The organism is Haloarcula sp. CBA1129, from assembly GCF_008729015.1.
Lineage (GTDB): Archaea > Halobacteriota > Halobacteria > Halobacteriales > Haloarculaceae > Haloarcula.
Genome location: NZ_RKSM01000002.1, coordinates 1 through 11,997, shown reverse-complemented (window position 1 = coordinate 11,997; position 11,997 = coordinate 1). Strand labels below are relative to the sequence as shown.

Below are 11,997 nucleotides of genomic sequence, written 5' to 3'. Positions count from 1 at the left end.
TCGAAGCCGTTCGAGATGTGATTCCTGGGGAAACAGATGATTCCCGCAGAACACTCGAAACGGGGGGTGTGTGTGAATCGGAGGATCTCACCACCAGAATCTCTCTCACGAAAACTGCTTCATGAAAAAATGATTGGATCACTCGGTCAGTAAGTGTGCAAATCTACCGTCTCAGTTAGTGCTGCAGGGTGCAGTAAAGCAGGAGATGACATCACAGGACAACAGGCTACTCTGTATCTGCAAAAATCGGCATACTATTTCGGGCGGCTGCAGAGCTTTGGTACAGTTCGTCCGGGGTAGTATCCTGAGGGATATCATCTCGGTCGCTGACACCTGCGTAATTGTCAGATATTGCGGCCATACCGGACGCAACTCCTATTAGTACACTACTTCCGCCCTTCTTGGGATCGAACCCTTTCATTTCGGAGATGACCTCCAGCTCTGTAGCCTCCTTCGCCGCACTATCTAAATCCTGCAAAAAAGTCTCTACATCAGGATCATCTCTATTTTCAATATTATATTTATATGTGAGTTCGATGTCTATGATAACTTGGACTGCCCGATCAATATATTGAATTTCATCTTCAGATAGATCCTTTTCTTCTTGAAGTCGTTCTATCGCTTCAGAAAATAATAGAGAGGTTCCCTTGCTTGATACACTGCTTAAAATCGCCTTGATTAGCACCGATTCGACACCAGACATGTCTGTCACCTCGTTACCGTTCTTTCATATTATTTGTGTGTCCTGAACAGCATTAGTAGATTACCTCTCTGTCTGGTTCCTCGATACAGAACACTCACAGATGACCGGTAGGAGGCTGAGGGAAGCCTGTCGGTCAGTCATGTCCCACTCATCTGCTTGGAGACAATCCGAAGTCCCACTGTCAACTCTCCAGCACAGCCCGCTGTCCAAAACTAAAAGAACACTCGAAATGGGGGGTGACGAACATTCACTGCTTCACCACGAACAGGTGAACGCCCATAATCATCGATACAGCCTCTCTATATGATGGTTACACTCGAAACAGGGGGAGTCAATAGGCAACCATGCATTGGAACAGGAGAAACACTCGAAACACTCGAACTGGGGATTTATTATCGATTGGTCTGAGAATACATCTAACATGGATTCCCCGTTTGACGAGCCTGGGAAAATCTTCGCCGATAAGCGGCCTCTCGATGAGGATTATACCCCCGAGACGATTCTCTGTCGCGAAGACGAAGTCAGCCGCTATTCTGAAGCCCTGCAGGATGTCATCGAAGGGTTCGGCCCGAACAACGTCTTCATCTACGGGCAAACGGGCAACGGCAAGACCGTCGTCACGAAGAAAATGATGCAGTTCCTCCGCGCCGAAGCCGCCCAGCACGATGTCCCGGTGACGATACTCGAAATCAACTGCAACAAGGACGACAGTATCTTCAGTGTCCTCATCTCGCTCGTTAACCAGCTCCGGCCCCCAGACGATCAGGTCCCCGAACAGGGACCGACAAAGGGCTTCCTCTGGTCGACACTGTACGACGAACTCGACGACCTCGAGGGCGATGTCGTCGTTGTTTTAGACGAAATCGATATGCTCGGTGCGGACAACGACAAACTCCTGTATGAGTTCCCTAGAGCTCGCAAGATGGGGTCACTGGAGGACACCCGCGTCGGTGTCATCGGCATCTCGAACAACCATATGTTCAAAGACTCGCTGGACCCGCGGGTCAAGAGCACGCTCTGTGAGTACGAAATTTTCTTTTCGCCCTACGATGCCACCGAACTCACTGATATCCTCCAGCACTACGGCGATCTCGTGTTCCGGGACGGGATTATCGACGAGGGTGTGATCCAACTGTGTGCCGCCCGGGCCGCCCAAGAACAGGGCGACGCTCGCGAGGCCCTCGATCTGCTTGAGACGGCTGGGAATATCGCACGCAAACACGATGCCGGGCAGGTCACTAAAGCCCACGTCGAAGAGGCTGGCAGCCGCGTTGAGGAACAGCGCGTCCTCACAATCGTTCGCGAACAGCTCACCTCACAGATGAAACTCGCGTTGCTCGCGACGGCCTTCCTCAATATCGACGACGAGGCCTCTCCCCGTGCGAAGAACATCTACCAGGTCTATGAGAATATTTGTGAGGTGTGTGGCTACGAACCCCGCTCGAAGCGTCGAGTCAACGACTTCCTGGACTCGATCCGCCTTTATGGCTTGCTTGAGCGTGACGAGCGCAACCTCGGCCGGGCGGGTGGCCGTTCGTACATCCACACGCTGGAAGTCTCCCCCGAACTCGTTTTCGAAGGGCTCAAACAGGATCAGGATGGCTCTGAATCGACACTGGAGCGCTACGACCTCGTCCCTGATCCCGACGAGGCCCAGCAGGCTCGGTTGATGTCCTACGTCTGACCGACACTGGACTAACCAACAACTACACAATCGCTCTTGATCGTTGGTTAGCTCACTCTGACCCCGTGGCGAGGAAGCAATTTTCAAAAGCAGCGCTGTTCTGTCCGACCTGCGAGCACGCCAGCCCAATCGGCAGTGACTGGATCATGGACGATTCTGTTCAGCGCGACCGCCTGCTTTGTCCCCGCTGTGGCACCGTCGTCGTTGACCAGCCGCAGCTGTAGTACTGGTGGCGTCACTTGTAGACGAACCAAATGTGGACTTTATCGCTCGCATCGAACCGTAATGGACGTCGACGACGGACGAGCGAGCGCCTTACCACGACCTGCATCTGAAACCACAGCCCCAGCTATCGCTCGGCCATATCAAACAGTCAGCACCGCCGACAAATACCAGTACTGTTGCGCCATAACTCTCTGCTGACGGCTCTCTTTGGAGGGGGCCGCCGTCAGACTAGGATTGCTCTAGCAATTCGACCCACTCGGGAGCGGCGTCGTGAGTACCGTAGTAGAGCGAGTTGTCCGGATACTGATCGTCGTCGGCCTCGACAGCGACGATCACGTCGCCGGCGCTGCGCGAGATTCCTGAGACAGTGCCCACGACCTCGTCGAGTGGTCCCTGTCCGTCCGTCCAGTCGACGCGAACGCGGTCACCGTGGTTGAAGTCATACTCCTCAAACGAAGGCGATTCTGTGTCACTCAAGATGATGTCCTCCAGCCACGAGGGAGTCAGAAAATACGTCTTGACCCAGACGGAGCGTTGATGCTGTTTGCCGAGAGAAAAAGAACTAATGACCGAGTTGCGGGTTCGGAAACCCGATGGTTGGACAACCGTCTCGTTTCCCGATGACGTTGCGGCGATCTCGGTCGTCGGCGGGAAGGTCGACGGTCAGCTGTGCCTGACCCTCACCGGTGAGAGAGAAGACGGCCCCCGGATCGTCGAAACTGGTATTCTCGACGTCGACGAAACTGATGAGCACTTGCTGGAGAATACAGTGCCCCGGACCGAGGACGGGACAAGTGTCGTTTTGGATCGGCTACTGCCAGAGTGACGAACGTGTCATAGATGGCTTCGCACAGTCTGTTTGGCTGGGTCTTGCCAAGAGTCGCGTGCAAGATATAGGGCACAAGTCTTGCACGACTTTCTGGTCAAATAGCGTGCGAAGAGAGCGTTCGATACATAGAAAGGACTACTGCGAAGGGATATCACGTAATCTATACCGGCTCATCCTCGAAGATCGATTCGGGGTCGGTCTCTATGGTCGCGTCACAGACACGAATGCGGCCGTTGGCACTCACGAATACGTTCCACTTGCCGATCCGCAATGCCATGATCACATTCCCATCAATAGCTTCATCGGGTGGTTCCATCAACTGAGTAAGTGCGTCAAAATCTACCGACTCGTACAATGGCGGCAGTTCAGTTGGGGCAACGCCTTCAGCCTCAGCAATTGCATTGACAAACGCCTCCGTGAGCGTCTGGTCCCCGTCTTTCTCGAACTCTCTATCACTAATTACCGTACAGCTCCGAGTCAGCGCTAATTTAGAATCCCTCATCAAAAATAATGTACAATCCCCACACATAAGACACTATTGTGAGGATCTGAGTTACATAGGCAGAAGTCATTCCGAGTTAATCACCGACGTAATCGATCAGTGCTGCATACACTCTCTGTGTCTTGCACTGCCTTCCGTAACCATATCTATTTCAATATTTCAAGTTGACCGGAGTAAATCGGCTGTGACTGTTTCTATGACACGCTGGCCAGACTGACTGCTATCTCGACACGGCAGTTACCGCTCCCACGGGAGGAATCCGTTCCGCTCGCGATAGGCACTGATCTGGTCTTGGAACTCTTGCTCCTGGAAGTCTGGCTCGTCGCCGTGGATGTCCTCGGGTGAGACGCCGTCGGGAAGGTGCTCATAGCCCGTAACCTCCTCCGTGTCACCCTCCTGCTCGGGCTCGTGTCGGTGCTGTCCACACTCTCTACAGGTCCAGATCATACGGTCGAGATGGGGATGGCACTCGAAGCCATCGAACCCGTGGGATTCGTGTCCCGTCACGGCGCCACACTGCCGACAGTAAAACCCGATACCAACTATCTCCGGTTCGGCTCTCGCCTGGTGGCGCTGTACGACGCCGGGCACAAGCCAGTACGTCCCATCGTCCTGTCGGAACTCCTCTGTGAGGCGCTGGAACTCCGAGCGGTCGGTGATTGGTGTCCCGTCCTCGAGATAGATCCGTGGCTGGACGTCGCCGTCCCAATCGGTCTGCTCGTCGGCTGTCTCCAAGAGCGCCTGTCCAGTTTCCTCGTCGATCGTGGTTTCAGTCGGCAGGTCGGGCCAGCCCTGAGTGAGATTGGAGGCTGGCTCGGTGCCAAAGGCCGCTCGACACTTCACCGTGCCGTGAGAGGTATCCTCGCCACTCGCGATGCTACTGGACACGGAGAAGGCCGCAGCGCCCAGTGCTCGTGCGTGGAAGGTAGTGTTCGCTTCGACGAGTGCGAGTACGACCCGGCCGAACGTCCACTCCCCAAGTGGGCTGCTATCCTGATCGCCGGAAGGAATCTCTGAGACACCGGTTTGAGCGCAGAACGGACACTGGCGGTTATCTTGTGGAATCTCCTGTCCGCAGGTCGAACAGGTGCGAGTCTCATCCTCTGTCTGACTGGGATAGCCGGTGGATTTGAGGACCCGTTCCCGCCCGTTTTCCCGTGTTTCAGGGTCAGAACTCGCTGCACCTCGAATGTCTGCGGGGTCGTATTCAGGATTCCGATCAGTCACACGCTTGGTTGCGTTCGTCATCGTATTTAAACTCCAGCCATGAGGGTCACAGAAAACGAATGCAGCCGAGACTGGGCGTGAGCTGGCTACTCGCAGCCTGTGCCGTCTGCGACTTCTTCGATGAAGCTGTCCGGTGACGCGTCGAGGCCGTACTGGTTGATGAGTTCGAGGGCAGCCAGCGCTGCGCCTGTGTCTGCAAGGTCTGTGGCGAGCAACTGCTTGAGACGAAGAGTGCCTTTGTCGGCACGGTCAAGATCTGAGCCACGCAGTTGCGTACACTCCATGAAGAGACGTCTCTAGGCGGTCGCCGAGCCGATCACCGTGAGGTTCCAGTCCGGGGCTTGGAACCTTGAGGACGATTGCCGGCGGTAGTGTCCTTCGAGCCTGTCGAGCAAGTCGTCGATGACCGTGCCCTTCTCAACGGTCCGTCTTTGTTGCATATAGTCCGGGTCGATGAGACTGCGCCACTCGTCGCAGGACTCGATGTCGTACTCGACAGCAAGCTCAACTTCGACTGTTTCGAGACAATCGGCCCTCCCGGTTTCATTGACTCGCCGAAGTCGGTCTGCGGTCCCTTCGGCTTGGACTGTCAACTCTGGGAACGACTGCGATTCACTGGGTTCTGCCTGTTCTCCGGTCTGACTGCTGTTGGTCGTCTTCGAAGCCATGGTTCTTTTCAGGACGCTCTCGCTGGAGCACCCCTCACCCGGCTGGGGGTTCAAAAAACTCTCAGTCTGGGCGACCGATTGCTGAAGAATTGGCACACACCACTGTTTCCGGAGAAAACCACCAGATAGCGATGGTGTTTCACTCGAAATCTGGTGTGTCAAGTCTGGGATTTGACCGGTCTCAAGAAGGTGTCGTAGGGGTTTCCTGAGGTTGGTCTATACAAAAAGTCAACCACCCACTTTGTGGACCTGTATTAATATGATTCTTTATTGGTGAGTGTCCTCGTTGCTTCCCCTTAACCACTATTTATTTCGTCTAAATTCATAAAATATTAAGCTTCCAAACAGGTAGTTGTCAATTATGGATAGCAACCTCACACCCGACGAGTGGGATCGAATTAGAGCGTTCGCACGGGCTGCAGATTGCCGTCAACGACCCGAGATACTGCTCCCTGAGGAAACCATTAAAAGCGACTAAGATACAATCACGCTCTGGTCCGCACCTGATGACTGGCTCCTACAATGTTCTAATCAATTCAGCAGAGCGGAATACGACCAGCCGTACTGTCGGCCTTCGATGTACTCAGCGCGAAATCAACTCACACTTCGAGTTGCTCCATGGACTCGACCTCGAAGGTCAGCAGATGTGATCGAAGACGGGCGTAGGCCCCGTCGCCGTCAGTGGTGACGCAATACCGGTTCAGCCGGGCCTCGCGAGGATTCCCATCGTTCTCCTCCCACGCTTCCAGCGTGAACTCGTGGGCCTTCAGCTCACCGTCAGCGGCTTCAAACACGGTCGCAACTGACGGGGTTCCGTGGTTGTCGGCGACGTAGGCCACTTCAACGGCATCATGATCAGCGTCAAGTCGCTGCCAGCCATCGAGTCCTTCCGGCGGCTCCTCGGCGAACTGTTCGATCTTGCGCTGAGTTAGTTCGGCTTCCGCTGCATCTCGCCACGCCTGTTTGATATCCTCTGCTTGGGACTGCTCGATCTCCTGAAGGACGTCGGTGTCGATACAGTCTCCGGCCCAAGCAAGTACTGTCTTGGCTTTCTTGTGCTTCTCTTCTGGTCCACCGTCTAGCTGCCCGAAGTTCATCTCGCGGGGCGACATCAAGAGAACCGACGACCGCCAGTAGCCCGGATCGGCGTCACGGTCCTCGTCGGCATCGGGAGCCCACGACTCCATCGAGGTTCGGACCTCTTCGTGGTGGCCGAACCCGGTTCGGACGCCGCCGGTGCACAGGATACGTTCTGCAAGGTCGATTGTGCGTTCTTGCTCGTCTGCGGGAACCTCATCAGGACGGTCAACATCGGCGTAGAACGGTAAGCCGACGTTGCTGATGATCGCCTCTCGGTAGTTTGGGATAAGCAGTGGTTCTTCAACGAAGATCGGTTCAAACGGGACTTCGGCTGTAGGCAACATACTGGAAAGCCTCCAGCCATGGAGGCCGCACAAAATCGATACGGGAAGGAGTCCGATCTAGAGGAACTGGTCGGCGGTGTCGCCATGAGCCGCTTCTAGGGCGTCCCAGTCAGCCATCGTATCGTACTCTGGCCGGATTTCACCGTCCGAGAGCATATCGTCGACGAACGCGTGGACCTGTTCGTCGACGGGCGCGTTCTGCAGGTCGTGCTCCCGAGCAACGAATCGAACACCACAGAACGAACGGCCGTCAGCTGCGAGTTGCCAGAGCAGGAGCCTTCGGTTCTGATAGGTTGCGAGTTCGGTGAGCAAGCCGTGGCTGTCAACGTCGTCTGGATTGGACACAGTCTAGAACCTCCAGTCGTGAGGGTGGCACAAAGTTGTCATTCGAACGGTGACGGTGATATCGTAAAATATCTAAATAATGTAGAAAATGTAGATTATGAGAATTTTGGTGGCTATACGCAATTGGTACCTGATGGGGATGGTAGCGATTGTGGACAAAGTGTACAAAATGTAGAAATTGTGAGTTTTGTAGGTAGCGTTAATTTGGTTAGTTTGATACTGATTGTGGAGATAATGTACACAATGTACGAAATTTAAATTGTAAACATAGCGCGAGCAATCTGTCTGACGCAGACTTATGATAGATGAGCCTCAATGAGCCGCGTATGAGTTGGACAAAACGTACATTATCCACAGTTCGTGAAAATTCTTCAACATCCACACAATCCAGGTTGGCTACAAAATGTACAAAATCCGCTTATCGGAGGTGGTGATTAATGAGTGCTGACGAATTTGAAGGGTTCCCCGGAACAGCTGTCTCGCTGCTCAAGGGCGGCGTCGGAAAATCCACGATTGCGCTTAATATCGCTGATCGACTGGCTGCTCGTGGCCATGAGACGGTACTTTTGGATCTGGATAAGGACGGGCACATGACAACCCAACTGGGATACAACGATGCTTACGACCGGGATGCTAACCTCGGCGATGCCCTTATCGATGGTGAGGACCCCGAAGACTTGCTCATTGAGACGGATTTCGGCGTTCACCTCCTCCCATCAAGCAACGATCTCGAGAACGTAGAGACGAGGCTGAAGGACGAACGGTTCGCAGATGTGAAGCTTCGGCGCAACGTCGTTGAACCCCTCATGCAAAACGGATACGACTACGTGATAATTGATGCCGCAGGCGGCCGTGGGAAGCTCTCCGATAACGCCCTCATCGCTGTCCAGCGTGTCATCATCCCGCTGATCCCACGTGCTGGTTCGATTAACGGCCTCAATAAGATGATTGAACGGCAGATTTCTCCAATTCGGCAGAATATCGGGTTAGATATTCTCGCAGTCACCCCGAATATGATTCGAGAAACAATGGGCCAACACAACGAGCATCGGACTCTTGTTGAAAATCTCAACCGAGAGTTTGGTTCGTTTGTTCCTGACTACGCTCGCGTTGAGCCGGAAATCTTCGATGCCCTTGATGATTCTAGCCACAACGTCGATAGTATTCCGAAGCCAGGAATCCGCGAACGGACTGCGATTTCTCGTGCTTTCAAACAGGGGATGCCTGTCTCAGAGTTCGACGAAGATTGTGACCAGATCCCGAATTTCGACCACTTAGCGGATCTTGTGGAGGACCACAGCCATGCCTAATGAGGATGACCGTTTCGGGGACGTCGCTGAACAGCTCAAACAAACGGAAGACGGGGAAGAGTCGGACAGTACCAATCGTACTGACACGGAGAATGAGTCGCAACCAGATGTGGAGAGGGCTACTGAGGATACAAAGACAGCGCCAGAGACGGAGACAGATTCTGCTCAGGTCCAGAAGGATACGGAGGAATCGACCGGTGGGCCGGCCTTCTCATTTGATGAAACCGATATGCACGGCTTCTATGTCCGGGAGGAGACATGGAATGGCGTCACCCAGATGCGGTCATCGGTGACTGCTGCATGCTCTATGTTTGATGTGCCCGAGTTCGAGGGAAGGGAGTTTCAAGATGCGTGTCTCCAAGTGATTGCAGACCACGGTGATGAAGTCGCACTCCAGGTGCTCAGAGAGCGTGGTATCGAAGCTGATGAGGAGCGTGTCCAGGAAGTTGTGGAGATGCTGAGCGAGCAAGCCACGAACGACTAACCTCAAATTCGGTCGAATATCTTCACTATTTGGATTTTGTACATTTTGTACATAATGTAGATTGCGTCTTGACTTACCCGTTTGCTACCTTGCGATTACCTTGAGACTGGATCCCTGAGGAACTCGAGGAAACACCTGGGGCAAGATCCAGACTGTGGCACGACCGAAATATTAATCGCAGCAATTACGGGCTCGAACAGGCCGATTCAATACGGTTCATCAGTATGGCGACCCCTGAGGCAATAGACTGCCATCCACGAATGGCGGCGTCCTACCAGTTCCATGGACCGTGATCGGCGTCGACTTCACGGTGGCGGCGTTCGATCGAGTCGATCAACTCGATATCCTCCTCATCCAGTGCAAGATCCAGGGTGGCGAGGTTCTGGGTCATGTGTTCCCGGCTGCTGGCCTTCGGAATAGCGGCGACGTTCTCGTGTGAGAGTATCCACGCCAGACTCACTTGCGCTGGCGTGCATTCGTGCTTCTCAGCGACCTCGCAGATTTCGGGGACATCAAACACCGCCCCCTTCGCCAGCGGTGAATACGCGACGAAGGTGTAGTCGTGTTCCTGGGCGTGTGCAACGAGGTCTCGCTGCGGGAGCAATGGATGCATCTCGGCTTGATGGGCATACAGTGGGGCATCAAGCACGTCCATCGCCTCGTTGAGTAGGTCCGGCGAAAAGTTCGAGAGTCCGACGTTGCGAGTCTTGCCGGCCTTGTAAGCCTCATCGTAGGCGGGAAGGACGGATTCGTGGTCGTAGATGCCGGACGGCCAGTGGACGTACAACAGATCAACGAAGTCGACTCCAAGTCGGTCGAGACAGCCATCGATTGCGGCAGGCACCTGCTCAGCGTTTAGCGGGACGTCGTGATGGACGGTCTTGGTCGAGAGCCAGATGTCGTCTCGAGCCACGCTAGATTCCCTGATCCCCTCACCGACGTACTGCTCGTTCTCGTAGACCTGTGCGGTGTCGATATGTCGGAAGCCGACGTCAAGAGCTGTATGTACGTTCTCGCGCCACTGGTCGCGCTTCTCGTCGGAATACGTTCCTAGTCCAAGGCGTGGTAGATATTCACGTGGCATCAAGTCGAGACACCCACCTTGTGGGCATTAATATGTTGGTCGGATACGACTTACGCGGTCAGGGTTCGTCCCTCGGCACCTGTCACGAACGTGTGCCCCTGCAGCGCGTTGCTGGCGCGACGGTGACTCTCGACGCTGCTCTCTTAAAATAACAACGTGCTTCACAAGAGCGATAGTAGAATGGTATTGGATTTAGAAAAACTGGTGGGGCCGAACTATTCTGATCACTCAGCAGGACGGTTGGTCAAGGAGATTTTTGTCAGGTGTTCCGGGTTCTGTTCGTACGTGTTTCTTGGTTTCACCATCAACAGCTACTAGATCAGCCGTATCACCGTCATACTCTACGTATGCTCGGCCACCATCATTCTCGATGAAGTCATACATTTGCTGGGGAGACGAAGAACCAGTATTGCCGGATGAAGGGTTCTTCCACCCGATAGTCGTAATGCATTCGCAGCCATCTAGGTGAGAGTCGTCTTTCGTAACACAGGTGACTCTAACAGCCATAGATATACATCATTCATTATATGATATAAATCTGACCAGTGGAATCACAAGTATCTCCTACCATTCAAGTTGTTCACTTCGGCACGCTCAATGACGCTATCAACCGGTTCACCGACTCTTCGATGAGAATCTCACTCGTGAACTTGATTAAGAAGCACAGATGAGTAGTAATACGGACGCAGATGGGGCACGTCTACTATCATCATCCCGGCGACAAGCAGTTCTCTCTTAACTTCGTCCATCCAGATCCTGACGAAATCGTCTCGCAGATCGTCGGCTACGGCGACGACGTCGCAGTGAAGGTCCAGAGATACGAGATTGACGAGGTATTCTACGTTATCTATACATCCCGCGTCGGCGGTAGGCCCGTTCAGAGATTGACTTTAACCGGCCGTGGTGAATCGCCAGACATAGCTTGATTTCACTGTTTCATTGCCTGCTTGATGTTATGAACTGCACACATCAGGACGAGTTCACGAAATTCACCGTACCAAGTTCGCGCACGCACGGCGTCGCCGAGCGTGCGCTTGATCGTCGAGAAGACGGTTTCACACATCGCTCGTTGGCGGTATCGAGGCCCATCGATCCGCGCGTTATGCGCGTGATCGATGGGCCGGAACTCACGATGTTTGATCAGCGGTCCACGTCCTTTTCGCGGAGTTTCTCGCGTAAATACATCCATCGTAGCCTTTGTCCGCAGCGAGGCTGGCGAGGTCGCCCGCGTTGCGACGGGCGACCTGCCAGCCGAGCTGTGTATCGTGGCGTTTCTTGGTCGTACAGTGAACGTCCAGAATGGCTTGGCTTTCTGTGTCGATGAGAGCTGTCGCTTGAGCGTCTGAACCCGGTAATTCGTCCGACGGCAGTAGTGCTTGCTAGCGTTTTCGCGGTCAAAGAACGTTGCGTCAATGGCAGCGTGACCGGATGGCTTGTGCTCCTGCGCCGACAGGCGCAGCAGCACTCGCCAAAGCGCTGTCTTAATTCTGTCAAACCACTTGACTAACGTGG

At 54.0% G+C, this 11,997-nt stretch carries 12 protein-coding genes and 2 pseudogenes; 5 read left to right on the top strand and 9 right to left on the bottom strand.

Features of this window, described 5'->3' with window-relative positions; all coding sequences use genetic code 11:
• Positions 1-226: 226 nt before the first annotated feature.
• Positions 227-703: a hypothetical protein gene (locus Har1129_RS17835; protein ID WP_151099504.1), complete on the bottom strand. Its 477-nt coding sequence runs from the start codon at positions 701-703 to the stop codon at positions 227-229.
• A 421-nt stretch (positions 704-1,124) separates the two neighbouring features.
• Between Har1129_RS17835 and Har1129_RS17830 the strand changes: the two genes are divergently transcribed.
• Positions 1,125-2,387 (top strand): Cdc6/Cdc18 family protein, encoded by a 1,263-nt coding sequence (locus tag Har1129_RS17830; protein ID WP_151099503.1) that lies wholly within the window; start codon positions 1,125-1,127, stop codon positions 2,385-2,387.
• A 453-nt stretch (positions 2,388-2,840) separates the two neighbouring features.
• Here the strand turns inward: Har1129_RS17830 and Har1129_RS17825 are convergent, their stop codons facing one another.
• Positions 2,841-3,089, bottom strand: a complete 249-nt coding sequence (locus Har1129_RS17825) for a hypothetical protein (protein ID WP_005533486.1) — start codon at positions 3,087-3,089, stop codon at positions 2,841-2,843.
• Between the two features lie 88 nt (positions 3,090-3,177).
• Here Har1129_RS17825 and Har1129_RS17820 point away from each other — a divergent pair, with 88 nt between their 5' ends.
• Positions 3,178-3,438 (top strand): hypothetical protein, encoded by a 261-nt coding sequence (locus tag Har1129_RS17820; protein WP_151099501.1) that lies wholly within the window; start codon positions 3,178-3,180, stop codon positions 3,436-3,438.
• A gap of 163 nt (positions 3,439-3,601) precedes the next feature.
• Here the strand turns inward: Har1129_RS17820 and Har1129_RS17815 are convergent, their stop codons facing one another.
• The 5 genes and pseudogenes from Har1129_RS17815 to Har1129_RS17795 all read right to left on the bottom strand — a co-directional run bounded on the left by Har1129_RS17815 (position 3,602) and on the right by Har1129_RS17795 (position 7,607).
• Positions 3,602-3,943, bottom strand: coding sequence for a HalOD1 output domain-containing protein (locus Har1129_RS17815; protein ID WP_151099499.1), 342 nt, complete (start codon positions 3,941-3,943; stop codon positions 3,602-3,604).
• Positions 3,944-4,180: 237 nt separating this feature from the next.
• A complete protein-coding gene (locus Har1129_RS17810; protein WP_151099497.1) occupies positions 4,181-5,191 on the bottom strand; it encodes a hypothetical protein in 1,011 nt (336 codons plus the stop codon).
• Between the two features lie 65 nt (positions 5,192-5,256).
• Positions 5,257-5,838, bottom strand: a pseudogene (locus Har1129_RS17805) (hypothetical protein).
• A gap of 599 nt (positions 5,839-6,437) precedes the next feature.
• A complete protein-coding gene (locus tag Har1129_RS17800) occupies positions 6,438-7,262 on the bottom strand; it encodes a hypothetical protein (RefSeq protein WP_151099610.1) in 825 nt (274 codons plus the stop codon).
• 57 nt (positions 7,263-7,319) lie between these two features.
• A complete protein-coding gene (locus Har1129_RS17795; protein ID WP_151099609.1) occupies positions 7,320-7,607 on the bottom strand; it encodes a hypothetical protein in 288 nt (95 codons plus the stop codon).
• Between the two features lie 437 nt (positions 7,608-8,044).
• Between Har1129_RS17795 and Har1129_RS17790 the strand changes: the two genes are divergently transcribed.
• Positions 8,045-8,917, top strand: coding sequence for a ParA family protein (locus tag Har1129_RS17790; RefSeq protein ID WP_151099608.1), 873 nt, complete (start codon positions 8,045-8,047; stop codon positions 8,915-8,917).
• Positions 8,910-9,401 (top strand): hypothetical protein, encoded by a 492-nt coding sequence (locus Har1129_RS17785; protein WP_151099607.1) that lies wholly within the window; start codon positions 8,910-8,912, stop codon positions 9,399-9,401. Before Har1129_RS17790 ends, Har1129_RS17785 begins: the two co-directional genes overlap by 8 nt.
• Positions 9,402-9,672: 271 nt before the next feature.
• On the opposite strand, the gene Har1129_RS17780 is transcribed toward Har1129_RS17785, so the two are convergent.
• Positions 9,673-10,485 carry an aldo/keto reductase gene (locus Har1129_RS17780; RefSeq protein ID WP_151099606.1) on the bottom strand — a complete coding sequence of 271 codons (813 nt, stop codon included), beginning with the start codon at positions 10,483-10,485 and terminating at the stop codon, positions 9,673-9,675.
• Positions 10,486-11,174: 689 nt separating this feature from the next.
• Here Har1129_RS17780 and Har1129_RS17775 point away from each other — a divergent pair.
• Positions 11,175-11,411 carry a hypothetical protein gene (locus Har1129_RS17775; protein ID WP_225307849.1) on the top strand — a complete coding sequence of 79 codons (237 nt, stop codon included), beginning with the start codon at positions 11,175-11,177 and terminating at the stop codon, positions 11,409-11,411.
• Between the two features lie 2 nt (positions 11,412-11,413).
• Here Har1129_RS17775 and Har1129_RS21375 read toward each other — a convergent pair.
• Positions 11,414-11,783, bottom strand: a pseudogene (locus Har1129_RS21375) (transposase).
• Between the last annotated feature and the right edge of the window lie 214 nt (positions 11,784-11,997).